This window comes from Streptomyces sp. NPDC001920 (assembly GCF_053594495.1).
Genome location: NZ_JBSFEP010000024.1, coordinates 131,723 through 148,306 on the forward strand (window position 1 = coordinate 131,723; position 16,584 = coordinate 148,306).

The 16,584-nt window shown below is 70.8% G+C and carries 15 protein-coding genes and 1 pseudogene; 4 read left to right on the forward strand and 12 right to left on the reverse strand.

Annotated elements, in window-relative coordinates; genetic code table 11:
* Positions 1-333 precede the first annotated feature (333 nt).
* Complete coding sequence (locus tag ACWCPI_RS33165) at positions 334-1,152, forward strand: DUF1684 domain-containing protein (RefSeq protein WP_451041652.1); 819 nt, start codon at positions 334-336, stop codon at positions 1,150-1,152.
* Between the two features lie 97 nt (positions 1,153-1,249).
* Positions 1,250-1,618 (forward strand): annotated as a pseudogene (locus tag ACWCPI_RS33170) (ATP-binding cassette domain-containing protein); the annotation flags it as partial.
* Between the two features lie 69 nt (positions 1,619-1,687).
* Here the strand turns inward: ACWCPI_RS33170 and ACWCPI_RS33175 are convergent.
* From ACWCPI_RS33175 to ACWCPI_RS33230, 12 genes are all read right to left on the reverse strand, one after another.
* The gene (locus ACWCPI_RS33175; protein ID WP_451041653.1) at positions 1,688-2,815 is read right to left on the reverse strand and encodes an LLM class flavin-dependent oxidoreductase; all 1,128 of its coding nucleotides are present in this window, start codon (positions 2,813-2,815) and stop codon (positions 1,688-1,690) included.
* Entirely contained in the window at positions 2,808-3,893 is a 1,086-nt protein-coding gene (locus tag ACWCPI_RS33180; RefSeq protein ID WP_451041654.1) for an LLM class flavin-dependent oxidoreductase, read from the reverse strand. The genes ACWCPI_RS33175 and ACWCPI_RS33180 overlap by 8 nt, the downstream gene beginning before the upstream one ends.
* Entirely contained in the window at positions 3,890-5,263 is a 1,374-nt protein-coding gene (locus ACWCPI_RS33185; protein ID WP_451041655.1) for an NtaA/DmoA family FMN-dependent monooxygenase, read from the reverse strand. Before ACWCPI_RS33185 ends, ACWCPI_RS33180 begins: the two co-directional genes overlap by 4 nt.
* A 19-nt stretch (positions 5,264-5,282) precedes the next feature.
* Positions 5,283-6,488 (reverse strand): LLM class flavin-dependent oxidoreductase, encoded by a 1,206-nt coding sequence (locus ACWCPI_RS33190; RefSeq protein WP_451041656.1) that lies wholly within the window; start codon positions 6,486-6,488, stop codon positions 5,283-5,285.
* 81 nt (positions 6,489-6,569) lie between these two features.
* Positions 6,570-6,716 carry a putative leader peptide gene (locus ACWCPI_RS33195; protein WP_451041657.1) on the reverse strand — a complete coding sequence of 49 codons (147 nt, stop codon included), beginning with the start codon at positions 6,714-6,716 and terminating at the stop codon, positions 6,570-6,572.
* Between the two features lie 127 nt (positions 6,717-6,843).
* The gene (locus tag ACWCPI_RS33200; RefSeq protein ID WP_451041658.1) at positions 6,844-8,112 is read right to left on the reverse strand and encodes a vanadium-dependent haloperoxidase; all 1,269 of its coding nucleotides are present in this window, start codon (positions 8,110-8,112) and stop codon (positions 6,844-6,846) included.
* Positions 8,113-8,367: 255 nt separating this feature from the next.
* On the reverse strand, positions 8,368-9,351 hold the full coding sequence (locus ACWCPI_RS33205) for an ABC transporter substrate-binding protein (protein WP_451041659.1): 984 nt from the start codon (positions 9,349-9,351) through the stop codon (positions 8,368-8,370).
* A 38-nt stretch (positions 9,352-9,389) separates the two neighbouring features.
* The gene (locus tag ACWCPI_RS33210; protein ID WP_451041660.1) at positions 9,390-10,196 is read right to left on the reverse strand and encodes an amino acid ABC transporter ATP-binding protein; all 807 of its coding nucleotides are present in this window, start codon (positions 10,194-10,196) and stop codon (positions 9,390-9,392) included.
* Positions 10,193-11,215, reverse strand: coding sequence for an amino acid ABC transporter permease (locus ACWCPI_RS33215; RefSeq protein ID WP_451041668.1), 1,023 nt, complete (start codon positions 11,213-11,215; stop codon positions 10,193-10,195). Before ACWCPI_RS33215 ends, ACWCPI_RS33210 begins: the two co-directional genes overlap by 4 nt.
* 31 nt (positions 11,216-11,246) lie before the next feature.
* Positions 11,247-12,203 (reverse strand): ABC transporter substrate-binding protein, encoded by a 957-nt coding sequence (locus ACWCPI_RS33220; protein WP_451041661.1) that lies wholly within the window; start codon positions 12,201-12,203, stop codon positions 11,247-11,249.
* Positions 12,200-12,724, reverse strand: coding sequence for a GNAT family N-acetyltransferase (locus ACWCPI_RS33225; RefSeq protein WP_451041662.1), 525 nt, complete (start codon positions 12,722-12,724; stop codon positions 12,200-12,202). Before ACWCPI_RS33225 ends, ACWCPI_RS33220 begins: the two co-directional genes overlap by 4 nt.
* Positions 12,721-12,864, reverse strand: coding sequence for a hypothetical protein (locus ACWCPI_RS33230; protein WP_451041669.1), 144 nt, complete (start codon positions 12,862-12,864; stop codon positions 12,721-12,723). The genes ACWCPI_RS33225 and ACWCPI_RS33230 overlap by 4 nt, the downstream gene beginning before the upstream one ends.
* Before the next feature lie 595 nt (positions 12,865-13,459).
* Here ACWCPI_RS33230 and ACWCPI_RS33235 point away from each other — a divergent pair.
* Together ACWCPI_RS33235 and ACWCPI_RS33240 are read left to right on the forward strand one after the other, a co-directional pair.
* A complete protein-coding gene (locus ACWCPI_RS33235) occupies positions 13,460-14,467 on the forward strand; it encodes an amino acid ABC transporter permease (protein ID WP_451041663.1) in 1,008 nt (335 codons plus the stop codon).
* Positions 14,464-16,440: an FAD/NAD(P)-binding protein gene (locus ACWCPI_RS33240; RefSeq protein ID WP_451041664.1), complete on the forward strand. Its 1,977-nt coding sequence runs from the start codon at positions 14,464-14,466 to the stop codon at positions 16,438-16,440. Before ACWCPI_RS33235 ends, ACWCPI_RS33240 begins: the two co-directional genes overlap by 4 nt.
* Positions 16,441-16,584 lie beyond the last annotated feature (144 nt).

A 16,584-nucleotide genomic window follows, 5' to 3' on the forward strand; every position in this document is an offset into this window, starting at 1 on the left:
TTCGTGAATCGAACGGCCGCGCTGGTGCGCGCATGCGCCCGTGTGGTTACCTGGCTCCATGACCGTGCTCGTGACCCGCCGCCACGTCGACTACGTGCGTGTCACCACCACGGGTTGTTCCGCCGTGAGCTGACTCCGTCCTCCGGCGCCCGACCAGCCTTTTCTCACCGTAATCGCGCTGACCGCTGCTGCAGGCAGCACGCTGGGCTCCCTCCACCCTGGAGCGGCTGCCCATGTCGCCGGGGTTTTTGGACGCTACCGGCCTCCTTGCCCGGGCCGGCCGCCACCCCATTCCCCCTCTGAACATCAGCGCCGCATTCCGCAGGAGTACACATGACCGTCCAGGCTTCCGCCACCGACATCGGCACCTTCGCCACAAAATGGGAGGCGTGGCACCGGCGGAGGGATTCCGCCCTCGCCCATGAGCACGGATTCCTCGCCGTCACCGGCCTGCACTGGCTGGCCACCGACCCCCAGCGCTTCCCCGACGCGCCCGGCATCTGGTCGACGGGCGACGACGGCGTCAGCGTCGTGCTCGGCGAGGGGGAGGAACTCGTCGTCGACGGCACCGCGGTGCGTGGACGGCACGTTTTCGGTGTCATCCCGGAACGCGGCGGCGTCGACGCCGTCTGGGGGGATGCGGTGATCGAGGTCGCCAAGCGCGGCGGCCACGATCTGATCCGGCCGCGGCACCCGGAGCATCCGCTGCGCACCGCGTTCACCGGGACACCCGCGTACGCGCCCGACCCACGCTGGGCGGTCACCGGCACGTACACCCCGTTCCCAAAGCCGCGGCCGACCACCGTGGGCGCGGCAGTCGAGGGGCTGCAGCACGTCTACGACGCCCCCGGCCGGATCCGCTTCCACATCGGAGGCCGCACACTGGGGTTGACCGCGTTCAACGGGCACACACCGGGCAGCCTCATGGTGCTGTTCACCGACGCCACATCGGGCGTGACCACGTATCCGGCCAACCGCGCCCTCCACATCGACCCGCCCGGACCCGACGGCACCGTGGTGCTGGACTTCAACCGCGCCACCAACCTGCCGTGCGCCTACACCGACTTCGCGACCTGCCCGCTGCCGCCCGCCGAGAACCGGCTCCCGGTCGCGATCGAGGCCGGTGAGAAGATCCCCCACGAGCGGATCTGATGTGCTCGTATGAACCTCGTACGACAGCGAACCGTCGCTCGGTCGCGGGCGGCAGGATGAACCGTGCTCGTCGTGATCGGTGGCCTGCCCGCCACCGGTCTCCGGCGGTCAGCAGCAGCGCGTCGCCATCGCCCGGGCCCTCGCTGCCGAGAATCCGCTCTTCCTGCTCGACGAGCCGTTCGCGGCGCTGGACGCGCTGACCCGGGAGCGGTTTCAGGAGGACGTCCGCCGGGTGACCGAACGGACCGGGCGGACCGCCGTGTTCGTGACGCACTCGGCGGAGGAGGCGGTGTTCCTCGGCTCCCGCATCGTGGTGCTGACCAAGAGCCCGGGCACCGTGGCCCCGGACCCGCCGATCACCCTGCCGCGCGGCGACGTCGACGCCGAGGAGCTCCGCGGCTCCCGCGAGTTCGCCGAGCTGCGCGCGCAGGTCTCCCACGCCGTCAAGGCAGCCGCAGCGGTCTGATCCCTTTGGCCGCCGGGCCGCGCGCAGGGCGCCACCCGGCGGCGGTCTCCCGCACGCCGGGCCTCCCGCTCACCTCCGGCTCCACTCCCGCGAGAGCAGTTCGTACGACCTCACCCGGTCGGCGTGGTCGTGGGTGATGGTCGTGATGAGCAACTCGTCGGCGCCGGTGGCCTCTTGGAGCTGCACCAGGCGGTCGGCCACCTGTCCGGGTGAGCCGACGAACTGCGTGTCCACGCGGTCCCGCACCAGCTCCCGGTCCTCCTCACTCCACTCGAAGGCCCGGGCCTGCTCCGGCGTCGGGTACTCGATGGCGCCCTCGGCGGTGCGGATGCTGCGGACCCAGGCCGCGTAGCCGGTGGCGAGCTCGCGGGCCGTCTCCTCGTCCTCCGCGACGACCACGTCGGCCGAGACGCTGACGTACGGCTTGTCGAGGAAGTCGGAGGGCTGGAAGAAGGCCCGGTAGCCGTCCACGGCCTCCAGCACGGTGGCGGGGCTGACGTGGTAGTTCGCTGCGAACCGCAGCCCCCGTGCGCCCGCGACCTCGGCGCTCCGGCCGCCACTGCTGCCCAGGATCCACACCTCGACTTCGGCGCCCTCACCCGGCACCACGTGTGCCTCGACGCCCTCCGGGGTCCGGTAGGTGCCGGCCAGCAGGGCGAGGATGTCGTCGATCTGCTCGGCGTAGTCCTGCGACTCGGCACCGGGCAGCAGGAGCAGCTTGCGCTGCAAGGCGACGCGGGGTGAGGCGAGGAGGCGTTCGAAGGAGAAGCGGGGCGGGATGAGGAGGCCGTTCGGGGCCCGGCCGTCCACGACGGGGGTGACGGTCGCAGGGGCTGCGGTCGGTTGTCCCGGCGGACGGCCGCCCGAGCGGCCCAGGCCGAGGTCGAAGCGGCCGGGGTGCAGGGCGTCGATCAGGCCGAACTCCTCGACCGTGCTCAGCGCGGTGCGGTGGCCGAGCTGTACTGCGCCGGAGCCGAGCCGGATCGTGGAGGTGGCGGAGGCGGTCAGCGCGAGGACGACCGCGGGTGAGGTGCCCGCGACGCCCGGGTTGAGGTGGTGCTCGGCGAACCAGTACCGGGCGTAGCCGAAGCGCTCGGTCTGCTGTGCCAGGTCGATGGAGTTGCGCAGGGCGTCGGCGGCCGTCGAGCCGGACGGTATCGGCACCAGGTCGAGGACGCCGAGGGGGATGTCAGGCATGGGCGGGCTCCTCCTCGGTGTGGGGCAGGACCGGCCCCCAGGCGAAGGGCGGGTCCGGGATGTCGCGGCGCAGTACCGGGGCGACATCGGACTGGAAGAGCTGGAGCGAGGCGCGGTGCTGGGCATCCGTCAACCCGTTCGCGTCCGCGTGCAGATGGAGCACCGTGTGCCCGAACTGTTCGTGGTAGCGGTGCACCTTGTCGATGATCTGCTGCGGGCTGCCGATCAGGGCGGAGCTGCGCTCGACGAAGTCCTCCACTGTCTCGAAGACCACCGGCAGGCCGAACTGCTTCTGGAACGCCAGCGTCGACTCGAAGACCGGCCGGTACACCTCGATCGCTTCCTGGGAGGTGCGGGTCACGAGGAGCCCGGCCGTGCCGGCACCGACCGCGATCTTCGCCGGGTCGTGGCCGTAGAACTCCCAGCGCTCGCGGTAATACCTGATCAACTCGGCGTACGGCGCGATGGGGTTGGTGACGTTCGCCGAGAACAGCGGGTCGCCGTAGCGGGCGGCCAGATCCACCGACTCCTTGCTGGTGGCGCTGCCGTGCCAGACCCGGACGGGCCGCTGGTAGGGCCTCGGCCACACCTCGGCGTCCTGCAGCGGCGGGCGGAAGCGGGTCGCAGCGGTCACCTTGTCCTGCCGCCAGATCTGCCGGAACACCTCGTAGCTCTCGGCGTTGCGGTCCCACTGGTCCTCGGGTGTGACATGGAACAGCTCGCGCTGGGCGGCGCCGTTGCCCTTGCCGATGATCAGCTCCAGTCGTCCCTCGGAGAGATGGTCGAGGGTGGCGTAGTCCTCGTAGGCACGCACCGGATCCAGGAGGCTGAGCGTGGTCACGGCGGTGAACAGCCGGATGCGTCGGGTCAGTGCCGCGATGTGGCTGAGGACGACGGTCGGCGAGGAGGAGATGAACGGCCGCTCGTGCCGCTCCCCCACGCCGAAGCCGTCGAAGCCCAGTTCCTCGGCGAGCAGGGCGTTGTCGAGGACCTCGCGGAAGCGGGCATGGGTCGGCTTGTGCACCCCGGTGATCGGATCCGGCCGGTGCACGATCAGGGTGATGGCGAGGAACTTCACGACGCTGCCAGTTCCTCGCGGACGTCGTCCGGGTGCGCGAGGCCGAGGTGGTCGCGCAGGGTCGGGCCCTCGTACTCCGTGCGGAACACGCCTTGTTCCTGCAGGAGCGGGACGACCTTGTCGGCGAACTCGTCGAGGCCGGTCGGGGTGATGTGCGGGACGAGGATGAAGCCGTCACTGGCGTCGGCCTGCACGAACTCGTTGATGGTGCGGGCGATCGTCTCGGCCGAGCCGATGAAGTTCTGCCGGTTCCCTGTCTCGATGACCAGGTCGCGGATGGACCAGTTGTTCGCGGCGGCGAGCTCGCGCCACTCGCGGGCGGTGGCCAGCGGGTCGCGGTACATGCGGACCTGGGCGCGGCCCTTGGAGATGTGGTTGTCGCTGACTTCGGGGTCGATGTCGGGGAGCGGCCCGTCCGGGTCGTAGGAGGACAGGTCCCGGTTCCAGACGAACTCCAGGTGCTTGAGGGCGGTGGCGCCGCTGACCTGCTGGCGGCGCACCTCCTTGGCCAGTTCCTCCGCCTCGGCGTCGGTGTCGGCGAGGGTGAAGGTGGCGGCGGGCAGGATCAGCAGCTCGTCGTGGTGGCGGCCGTACTTGGCGAGGCGCTTCTTGACGTCGGTGTAGAAGGCCCGGCCCGCTTCGAGGGTGGCGTGCCGGCTGAAGATCGCGTCGGCTTCGGAGGCGGCGAACTCGCGGCCCTCCTCGGAGTCGCCGGCCTGGAAGATCACCGGGCGGCCCTGCGGGGAGCGCGGCACGTTGAACTGCCCGTGGATGTCGAAGTGCTGCCCGGTGTGGACGAAGGCGCCGGCCTTGGCGTCCCGCAGGAAGGTGCCGGTCTCCTGGTCGGCGAGGATCTCGTCGCCGTGCCAGGAGTCGAAGAGCTCGTTCGCCGTGGCGAGGAACTCCTTGGCGCGGGAGTAGCGCTCCTCCTGCGGCAGGAAGCCGCCGCGGCGGAAGTTCTCGCCGGTGAAGGCGTCCCAGGAGGTGACCACGTTCCACGCGGAGCGCCCGCCGGAGAGGTGGTCGAGGCTGGCGAACTGGCGGGCGACCTCGTAGGGCTCGTTGAACGTGGAGTTGATGGTGCCGGTCAGGCCGAGGTGCTCGGTGACGGCGGCGAGCGCGGCGAGCACGGTGAAGGTGTCGGGGCGGCCGACGACGTCCAGGTCGTAGATCTGCCCGCCCTGTTCGCGCAGCCGGAGTCCCTCGGCGAGGAACAGGAAGTCGAACTTGGCGCGTTCGGCGGTCCGCGCGAAGTGGACGAAGGAGCTGAACTCGATGTGGCTGCCGGCCTTCGGGTCGCTCCACACGGTGGTGTTGTTGACACCGGGGAAGTGGGCGGCCAGATGGATCTGCTTGAGCGGCTTGGTCATGGCTGCGGTTCCTTCCGGCTCAGGCGGTGGCTGCGTAGCGGCTGGCGGGGCGGGCCAGGCCCAGCAGGCCGCGCAGGGTGTCGGCCTCGTAGGCGCGGCGGAAGGCGCCCCGGCGCTGCAGCTCGGGGACCAGCCCCCGGGTGATCGCTGGGAGGTCGTGGCCGGCGACGGCGGGACGCAGCCGGAAACCGGTCAGCCCGGCGCTGTGCAACTCCTGAAGCAAGTCGGCGAGTTCGGAGGGCGTGCCGGTGAACATGTGGGCATCACTGGCGTACGGCTGTCCCGCGAGCGCGTCGAGCCGTTCCCGGCGGGCGGTCGCGGCGGCCGGGTCGTCGTCGAGGAAGACGACCAGGTCGCCGAAGACATGGAGGGGTTCGGTGGCTCGCCCCACGGCGTTCTGCTCGGCGCGGATCCGGGCGACGATGGCGCGGGCCTCGTCGGCGTCGTGCGGGGTGACGTACCCGATGTCGGCGGCGCGGGCCACCAGCCGGTACGGGATGGTGTCGTGGGCGAGGGCGCTGACGATCGGCTGGCCCTGCGGCGGGCGGGGCGTGATGCTGGGGCCTCTGACGCTGAAGTGCCTGCCCTCGAAGTCGATGTGGTGCAGCTTGTCGCGGTCGATGAAGCGGCCGGTGACCGCGTCGCGGATCTCGGCGTCGTCCTCCCAGCTGTCCCACAGGCGGCGCACCACCTCCACGTAGTCGGCGGCCTCGTCGAAGAGGTCGGCCACCAGCTCCCGGGTGTCCGGGTGGTCGTAGGCCTCGATGCGCGGGATGGTGCGCCGGCCGAAGTGCGCGGCCTCGTTCGGGCGGGCGGTGATCTGCACGCGCAGGCCTGCGCGGCCGGCGCTGACGTAGTCGAGGGTGGCGATCGCCTTGGAGATGTGGAACGGCTCCGTGTGCGTGGAGACCACTGTCGGCACCAGACCTATGTGCCGGGTCAACGGTGCGATGCGGGAGGCGATGAGGACGGCGTCGAGGCGGCCGCGGATCTGGTCGGTGCGCTCGTCCGGGTCCAGGAAGTGGGAGGACTGCGGGCCGAGGCCGTCCTCGATGGTCACGAAGTCGAGCAGACCGTGCTCGGCCTCGGCGACGAGATCGGCCCAGTATCCGGCAGTGAACAGGTCGCGCGGGCGGGCCACCGGTTCGCGCCAGGAGGAGGGGTGCCAGCCGGTGCCGTCCAGGGCGACGGCAAGGTGCAGGGAAGAAGGAGGTGTCGAGGACACGGGTGGGTGCCTTCCTGGAAGTCCGTGACGAGAACACCGGCCCCCTCAGACAGGAGGAGGCAACGGCGGTGAAGGAACGGGTCAGGAACAACACAGCGCGCCGGCCACGCGCTGGAGGTCTATGTGGGGCCGGGAGTGGAGGTGTACGGCGTGGAATATGGGCGTCACGTCCGTCACTGGAGCTGCCGCCGGCGCACCGAGCGTGGACGTGAGCAGGCTCGACAGCATGGCGGTGGGTCCCTCCGAGCCCGGGCTGAGGCCGAGTGCGGTGCTCGCGACAGCCAACCGCTACGACGCCGAGCCCGGTGACGGCCAGGGACGCTCCGTGGGCGGCCGCACCTGGTGCCGGTGCCGCTCACAGCGTGCCGAACAGGCGCGCGGCGTTGCGCAGGGCGTGCGTCGCGACCCGCTCGCCGAGGACGAGACCGGCCTCGTCGGCCGAGCGGGTGTGGATGCCGGAGTACACGCGGGCGTCCACGTTCTCCCGGGACAGTCGGCTCCAGGACGTGTAGGTGCGGGTCACTCCGGGGGCGGTGGGGCTGGTCAGCCGGAAGGGTGCCGTGCGCGGCCCGACGAGCGCCGACAGGACCGCTTCCGCGGCGCCCGAGTAGGTGTTGTGGCCGCTGGGGTAGTCGGGATGGGCCGGTGTGGTGTGCAGCGGCGTCCATGCGGGGTCGGGGTCGATCGAACCGGTACGGACGGCCGTGACCGGGCGCCACCGCAGATAGGCGTACTTGCTGTCGGAGGTGGCGATCTGCGTGTCCACCAAGGCGACGTGGAACAGGGCCACCAGCCTGGCCCGTCCGGCGCTGGAATGCGGTGACCGGGCGAGGGCCACCCGCAGGGGCTCGGTGTACAGCGTCAGTGAGGAACCGAGCCAGAAGGTGGCGGTCTCTGTCTGCCTCTGAGTACGTACGGTGCTGTCCACGGCCCCGTAGGCACGGACTTCGGCCAGATCGGCGCGGTAACGCGCGGAGTCCAGGGCGGGCGGGGCGGGCAGCCGGTACTGGTCGGGGCTGTCCAGCAGGAAGGGCCGGGCGAGCCGGTTGCCGTACTGCGCGGCCGGGGCGTAGGCGGGCGGGGTCGGCTGCCACACTCCAGGGGCCGCCGGTGGGACGGTGAACGGCGCGTTGACCGAGGCCGGGTCGAGGCCGTCACCCTCGCGGGCGGCGAGCACCAGCCGCGCCTGGCGGGCACCGGCCGCCACGCCCTTCGACTCGGCCGCTCCGTCGGGAACGCCCTCCAACGTCGCGCGCAGAGCGGCGTCCAGCTCCTCAGTGCGGGAGGGGACCAGCGCCACCAGTGCGTCGTGTACGGCGGACGCCAGGGCCGCGTCCTGGAAGTCGCCCCGGTCGACGCCGGACGGCACCACACGGGTGGCTCGGGCCGCCGCGAGCCAACTGACGGCCCAGGTCCGGCTGTTCGTGATCTGCGTTGGGGCGCCGTCCGCCGCGATGGTGGCCGCTGTCGTGTCGTACCAGTCGAGCGCGACGGACGAACGCGGCTGTTCCTCCACCACGGCAGCCGCGGCGGACGGGACGGTGACGGAGGCGGCCAGCAGGACGGCCGAGCCCAGCGCCACCAGGACGGGTCGGACGGGATGACGGGTTCTGAACGGGTTCACGCGTACTCCTTCGCGGACGTGCGGATGACCGGTGGTGCTGTTGACGCCGGGGAGTGAGCGGCGAGGTGAACTCGCTTTCGGGTCCCGGCCGTTGCGGTGGTTGTCGTGGTGTGCGTCGTCGGGCTCCGGGCCCGGTGCCGCCCCCGGGATCGACCGCGGCGCGTACCAGCACCCGCAGCGCCTCCGGCATGGCCTCGTGTCCTGTGCGACGGCGGGGGTGCGCAGGCGTCGTACGGTCTGCGCACCCCGGGTCGGCTACTTGTTGGTCTTGGGCAGACCGGGCGGGTTGATCTCGGACTTGGTCACGGCCTCGTCGGACAGGCCCCAGCGCTTGAGCACCTTCGCGTACGTGCCGTTGTCGATGACATGGTTGAGGGCGTCGGCGAGCGGCTTGACCAGGCCGCTGTCCTTCTTGGTGGTGGCCGCGATGAGGCCCTGGAGGGTGGCGCCGGCGCCGGAGTACGTGCCGACCACTTCTGTCTTGCCGGTGGTGGCCGCGTGGTAGGCGGCGGTCGGGTTGGGGCCGAGGTAGAGGTCGATGCGGCCGGACTGGAGGGCGAGGTAGGTGTCGCTGTCGTTCTGGTAGTACTTGATGTCCACCGGTTCGCGGCCGGCCTTCTCGTTCTCCTTGCTCCACTCGATGAGCAGCTTCTCCTGGTTGGTGCCGCTGCCCACGGCGACCGTCCTGCCCGCCACGTCCTCGGGCCCGGTGATCTTCAGGCCGCTGCCCTTCTTCGCCTCGAAGCCCAGGTTGTCCTCGCGGTAGGTGGCGAAGTCGTACTTCTCCTTGCGTTCCTCGGTGACGGTGATGTTGCTGAAGCCGACGTCGTACTTGGCGCTGTCGAGGCCGACGAAGATGTTCTCCCAGGACACCGTGTTGATGTGCAGCTTGAGGCCGAGCACGTCGGCGACCAGGGAGGCGATGTCGGGCTCGACGCCGATGACGGTCTTGTTGTCGGTGGCGAAGAAGGTCAGGGGCGCGGCGGAGCCGGAGGAGTCGACGATCTCCAGGGTGCCTCTCTTGCGGATCTTCTCGGGGACCTCGGCGGCTATGGAGTCGACCTTGTCGGTGGTGATGCGGTTCTGGTCGGGACTGATGTTGATCTTCGTCTTGCCGCCCGATGTGGCCGCGACCTCGGTCGTGCCGCCGTCGTCGGGGTTGCTGCACGCGGCGAGGACGAGGGCCGTGGCGAGTCCGAGCGCGGCTGCGGCGGTGCGGCGGGTGATCGAGGTGGACATGGTCGTGCTCCTTGCTTGCGGAAAGGGGTGAGGATGGGTCAGAGGACCTTGGAGAGGAAGGCGCGGGTTCGCTCGTGCTGCGGGTCGTCCAGGACGGCCGCGGGCGGGCCCTGCTCCACGACGACACCGCCGTCCATGAACACCACGGTGTCGGCGACCTCGCGGGCGAAGCCGATCTCGTGGGTCACGACGATCATGGTGGTTCCGGTGCGGGCCAGGTCCTTGATGACGTCGAGGACTTCGCCGACCAGTTCCGGGTCGAGTGCCGAGGTGGGCTCGTCGAAGAGCAGCACCTTCGGTTCGAGGGCGAGCGCGCGGGCGATGGCCACGCGCTGCTGCTGGCCGCCGGAGAGCTGCCGGGGGTAGGCGTCGGCCTTGTCGGCGAGGCCGACCCTGTCGAGGAGCCGGCGGGCTGTCTCCTCCGCTGCCTTGCGCGGGCGGCGCAGTGCGGAGACGGGGGCCTCGATCAGGTTGTCCAGCACGGTCAGGTGGGGGAAGAGGTTGAAGTTCTGGAAGACGAACCCGATATGGGTGCGCTGCTTCAGTACGTCCTTCTCCTTCAGCTCGTGCAGCTTGCTCCCGGAGCGGCGGTAGCCGATGAGTTCGCCGTCGATGCTGATCCAGCCGCTGTTGACCTTCTCCAGGTGGTTGATGGTGCGCAGCAGCGTGGACTTCCCTGAGCCGGACGGGCCGAGGATCACGGTGACTTCGCCGGCCCGGACCTTCAGGTCGACACCGCGCAGTACCTCCAGCGGGCCGAAGCTCTTGTGGACGCCGTGGACGTCCACCATCACGTCGTCGACCGTCGGCGTCGCGTCCTCGACGGCCACCGTCACGTCGCTCATCGGCTGTCTCCCAAGGGCTTCAGGGGTATGACGGGCTGGTGGCGCTGGGCGGCGGCCGCGCGCAGGGTGCGGACGAAGCGCCGGGCGCGCTGGATCGGGGTGGGCGGCGGGGTGCGGTTGGCGCCCCGGGCGTAGCGGCGCTCCACGTAGTACTGGGCGACCGACAGCAGGGAGGTCAGCACCACGTACCAGGCGGTGGCTACCAGCAGCAGCGGGATCACCCGGCCGTTGCGGCCGTAGATCACCTGCACCTGGTAGAACAGCTCGCCGATCGACATCACGTAGACCACCGAGGTGCCCTTGAGCAGGCCGATGATCTCGTTGCCGGCCGTGGGCAGGATGGCGCGCATGGCCTGCGGCAGCACGATCCGGCGGATCTGCCGCAGCCGGGGGATGCCCAGCGCGGCGGCCGCCTCCAGCTGCCCGTGGTCGACGGCGATGACACCACCGCGCACGATCTCGGCGGCATAGGCGGCCTGGTGCAGCGTCAGCCCGATGATCGCCGCCCCCATGGTGCCGATGATGCTGTTGCTGTCGACGGACCAGAACACCGGGCCGAAGGGGATACCGAAGCCCAACTCCTCGTACAGCGCGCTCAGGTTGAACCAGAACACCAGCTGGACGATCATCGGGATGGACCGGAAGATCCAGATGTAGGTCCAGGCAACGGTCTGCAGCACCGGACTGCGCGACAGCCGCATGAAGGCCAGGACGGTGCCCAGAAGGAAGCCCAGTACGGTGGCGTACGCGGTGAGCTGAAGGGTCACCCACACCGCCTGCACGATCGTCTCGGACAGCACGTAGTCACTGAAGACACCCCACTCCCAGACCGGGTTGGTGGCCAGCCCGTGCACGAACTGGGCGACCAGCACGGTCACGGCGACGGCCGCCACCCAGCGGGCGTAGTGGCGGGCGGGGACGACCTTGAGCGAGGCCGGATCGTCCGGGGCGGGCGGGGCCCCGGGGCCGGTGCCCGGGGTGGCCGCGCCGGGCGGCGCGGTGTCGGTGGTGGATGGCAGCGTGGACATCGTGGAGGTTCCTGCTCAACTCTCAGGTGTGCTCGGGCGGGTTGATCCGCGACGTGTCGATCGCGGAGGCGGCGGTGCCCCACTTCTTGAGGATCCGGGCGTACGTGCCGTCCTTGATCAGCTCGTTGACGGCGGCCTGGAAGGCCTTGGTGAGTGGGGAGCCCTTCTTGAAGGCGAAGCCGACGTCGAGGCGGTGGAACTCGCCGAGGAAGCTGGTCCGGGAGGCGGGCTGGGCCGCCTGGTGGCGCAGGCCGTTGATGGTCGACATGATCACGTCGATACGGCCCTGCTGGAGCGCGGTGAGCGTCGCCGCGTTCTCCGAGTAGACCTTCACGTCGTACGGCTTCCTGCCCGCCTTCGCGCACACGCCCTTCTGCGCGGTGAGGGTCGCTTCGAAGGTGGTGCCGGCGCCGGTGCCGATGGTCAGCCCGCACAGCTGGGTGAGGTCGGTGACCTTCTTGCCGAGGGTGGTGTGGCCCGTCTTCACCGCGAAGCCCTGGCCGTCGTTGATGTAGGTCACGAAGTCGATGGTCTTCAGGCGTTCGGTGGTGACGCCGAAGTTGCCGGTTCCGAAGTCGTACTTGCCGCTGCCCAGGGCGGGCAGGATCGTCTCGAAGGAGGCGTCCTGCCGCTCCAACTTCACGCCGAGGACCTTGGCCACCGCGTCGGCGAGGTCGATGTCCTGGCCGGCGGGCGCCTTGTCCGTGCCGTTGGGGTAGTACGCCCCGGGCGGGAACCCGATCGAGCTGCCGACGCGCAGGCTGCCCGCCTTGCGAACGTCCGCCGGGAGCAGGGCGGCGACGGAGTCGACCTTGCGTACGGCGGCGACCGGGTCGTCGGTCGGCGCGGGAGATGCCTGAGCGCCCGCCGGTGCGGTGCCGGAGGTGTCGCCGGAGCCACAGGCGGTCAGCGCCAGTACGGGCAGCAGCGCGATGGTCGCGGCGATACGCAGGCGGGTTCTGATCGGGCGAGGGTTCACAGGTCGGCTGCCTTTCCCGTGCGTGCTGTGCGTGCTTCGGCCGGCAGATGCTTCTCGAAGGGCAGCGGGCCGATGGTTTCCGGGTCGGCCTCCGTGTCGAACAGCGGTGTGTAGCCGGTGGCCAGGTACAGGCCGCGGGCCTCTGGCTGGCGTGGCCCGGTGGTCAGGTAGATCCGCCGGTAGCCGCGTGTGCCCGCCTCGCGTTCCAGCTCGGCGATGACACGGCGGGCGAGGCCGCGCCGCCGGTGGGCGGAGTGGGTCCAGATCCGCTTCAGTTCGGCGGTGGTCGCGTCGTACCGCCGGAAGGCGCCGCCCGCGACGGGCTCGCCGCGATCCAGCAGCAGGAGCAGCAGGCCGCCGTACGGTTCGGTGAACTCCTCGTCGGGGTAGCGGGAGATCTCGGCGTGCGCGTCCTTGCCGTAGCGCGTGGAGTACTCGTGGCCGAGTTCGCGCAGCAGGGGTCTCACGCGCGGGTCGGACACCGGTACCTGGATGACCGTCAACTCTGGTGCGGACGTCATGCGTTCACCGCCACCCGCGTCCGTGCCTGGCGCGCCGCCCGTTCGGCGTCGCCCTTGTCGAACGCGGCGCCGGAGCGGGGCGTGGTTTCGGAGCCGTCGTCGGTGGCGGCGATGCCGAGGAACTCCACAGGCATGGGCATGGCCTTTCAGGGATTGCGGCGGCACGCAGGCATAGCGGAATCGCCTTTCGTGCGGGCATGAGTGAACAGACGGACCGTCAGGCAGGCGGGCCGGTGCAGTCGTGACGACGTCGAGCGTCGGGAGAAGCGGAGTTGCGGCAGCGCGCGTAGGGAGAGAACTCGGCCCGCGACGGGGTCACCGAGGGAGGGAAGGGCCGGTCAGACGGCCCGCTGCCGAGTCAGGCGCAACACGCGGCGGACCACACCCGACCGAAGTCGATGTGGTCGCGCGAGACCAAGCGCTGCTGGGCATTCATGCGACTAATTGAGCAGTACATCGTGGCGCTCGTCAAGCAGCGCCCGGATGCCGGACCGCCTGGACCGGCCCTGCCCAGGGCGCTGTTGACACATCGATGCCCTGGGCACATACGATCGACAGCGGACCGGCTCCGCACTGCGCGGCAGCCTCCCCAGCCGCGTTGAGGGACGCGGCGAATGTGACGACATCGAGCCCCGGCCGCACCGTATGCGCGCAGCGCCTGTGCCGTTGCGCTCCCTGCGAGTGCCACCGGGTGGTCACCCACGCCTGCGATCCCCTCCCCCGGAGAGCCTCTCGATGGTCACGCCTTGCGAAGTCACGCCGGCCCCTGCGACGAAACCCCCGAAACGGGCGAGCACGCCTGGCCCCGACGTGCCGCGGATCGTGCCGCGCCGGCACGTCGGCCGGTGGCTGACCGCTACGGTCGCCCTGTTGCTGTTCGCTATGGTGCTCATTTCCGTCGCCCGCAACGACGCCTTCCAGTGGGACGTGGTGGGTCAGTACTTCACCACCGCCGCCGTGCTCGACGGACTGCTGCTCTCCCTGTGGCTGACGGCTGTGGTGATGGTGCTCGGCTTCCTGCTCGGCACCGTGCTCGCGGTGATGCGGCTGTCGGCCAACCCCGTTCTGCGCACGCTGAGTTGGGGTTATGTGTGGGTCTTTAGGTCCACGCCGCTGCTGGTGCAGCTGCTGTTCTGGTTCAACATCGGCGCCCTGTATCCGACGCTGGGCCTCGGCATCCCGTTCGGCCCGCAGTTCCTCACCGTCAAGACGGTCAATCTGTTCGGCCCCACCCTGACCGCCGTCATCGGCCTGACCCTGCACGAGACCGCCTACGCCGCCGAGGTGGTGCGCGGCGGCATCCTCTCCGTGGACTCCGGGCAGACCGAGGCAGCCCATGCCCTCGGGCTGAGCAGACGCCGCACCCTGCGCCGGATCGTCGTCCCCCAGGCGATGCGCTCCATCGTGCCCACGGCCGGGAACATGCTGATCGGCACGCTCAAGGGCACCAGCATCGTCAGCGTGCTGGCCGTGCACGACCTGCTGTACTCGGTGCAGCTCATCTACAACCAGACCTACCAGGTGATCCCGCTGCTGATGGTCGCCACCCTCTGGTACATCGCGGTCACCACGGTGCTGAGCGCGGGCCAGTTCTACGTCGAGCGGTACTACGCGCGCGGGGACTCCCGCGCCCTGCCGCCGACCCCGCTGCAACGGCTGCGCGGCCACCTGACCGCCGTGCGCCACCGACTGAGCGCGGCCACGGCCGCCGACGCCCGCCCGGCGATCGGCGGTGACCGGTGAGCAGTACCCCTTCGCCGGCCGTTCTGGTCGTGGTCGGCGCGGGGCCGCGCGCCACGGGCCTGCTGGAGCGGATCGCCGCCAACGCGCCCGAACTGTGGAACGCGGTACGGGAGTTGCGCATCCACCTGGTGGACCCGCATCCGCCCGGCCCGGGACGCATCTGGCGCCACGAGCAGTCGGTGCTGCTGCGGATGAACTCCATGGCCGAGGACGTCACCATGTTCACCGACGCGTCCTCCACCATCGACGGCCCGGTACAGCCGGGCCCCTCGCTCGCCGAGTGGGCCGCCCAGTTCTCCGGCCGGAGCCCGCGCCACGCCCCGTACGCCGAACCCACCGACCCGGAGGTGCTCGCCGAACTGCGCACGCTCGACGGGTCCGACTTCCCCACCCGCCGCGCCCAGAGCGCCTACCTGGACTGGGTGTTCCGCAGGGCGCTGGCCCAACTGCCGCCCACCGTCACGGTCGAGTGGCACCCCACCACCGCGACCGCCGTCACCGGTCCCCCGGACGGCCCGCAGCAGGTGCACCTCGCCGACCGTGCCACTCCGCTCACCGCCGACCTGGTGATCCTGGCCCAGGGACACCTCGGCTCCACTCCCGCCGCCGAGTACCGTAACCACGCCGCCTTCGCCCGCCGGCACGGGCGCTTCCACCTCCCGCCCGAGTTCTCCGCCGACGCCGACCTGTCCGCACTGCGACCCGGCGAACACGTCATCCTGCGCGGCTTCGGGCTGGCATTCATCGACCTGATGACCCTGCTCACCGAGGGCCGCGGCGGCAGTTACCGCACCGAGGCCGACGGCACCCTCACCTACCTCCCGTCCGGCCGCGAGCCCGTCCTGCACGTCGGATCGCGGCGCGGAGTGCCGTACCACTCGAAGACGCGCTACCGCCTCCAGGGTCCCCTGCCTCCACTCCCGCGCCACTTCGGCCCCGAGGCGGTCGACGCGCTGCTTGCCGAGGGCCGCCCGCTGGACCTGCGGCGCGATGTGTGGCCGCTGATGGCCAAGGAGATCGGCTTCGGCCACTACCACGAGCTCTTCCACGCCCACCCCGAGCGCACGGCCCTCCCCTGGCCGGACTTCGTCGCCGCCTACGACCGCCTGGGCTGGTACGACGCCGAGATGGCGGCCCTCGTCGCCACGGCCGTACCCCACCCGGTGGACCGCCTGGACTTCGAGGTCCTTGACCGCCCGCTGGACGGCCTCGCCTTCCCCACGCCGGAGGCCTTCCAGGACCACCTGCGCGATCACATCGCCCGGGACGTCGCCCGCCGCGAGGACCCGGCGTTCAGCGCCGACCTCGGGGCATTCCTCGCCCTGCTCTCGGTCTACGGGCAGCTGCCCGGCCTGGTCGCGGCGGGACGGCTGACCGCGCAGTCCGTCGCCGAGCAACTCGACGGCTGGTGGCACGGCTTCTTCAGCTTCCTGGCCTCCGGCCCGCCCGGCTTCCGCCTGCGCCAGCTGCTGGCTCTGTCCCGGGCCGGGATCGTCCGCTTCTTGGGCGCCGGCATCCGGATCGACACCGACGAGAGCACCGGCACCTTCACCGCGACCGGCCCCACCGTCCCCGGCCACACCCTCCACGCCACCGCCCTCGTCGAGGCGTACCTTCCGGGCCCCTCCCTCGACCGCGCCGAGGACCCACTCCTGCGCGGCCTGCACCGGGCCGGCGCACTCACCGAGGAGGTCATCGCCGACCCCACCCACACCCACCGCTCGGGCCTGCTCGCCGTCTCCCCCACGGACGGCCACGTCATCGACCCTTCCCTCGGCAGCCCCCATCCCCGCCGCGTCGCCCTCGGTGCCCCCACCAACAGCCGGGCCGTCGCCGCCTTCGCCCGCCCCCGCACCAACGCGCCGGCGTTCCGCCAGAACGACGCGGTGGCCCGCGCGCTCCTGCGTGCCCTGAGCGCCACCGAGGCTGACACGGCTACGTCACCGGTGGACGGCCGGCCTCTCAGAGTGTGAGACCTTCCCTACTTTTCCTATTGGATTACTAGGGAAGCCTTGACTGCGTCCGTCGGGGTGCCCAGGATGATGGACATGTCCCCTGAGCAGCAGCGACTCGTTCGTCGTCGGCATGTCGACTTTGGTCACGTCGTCAGTGCCGCC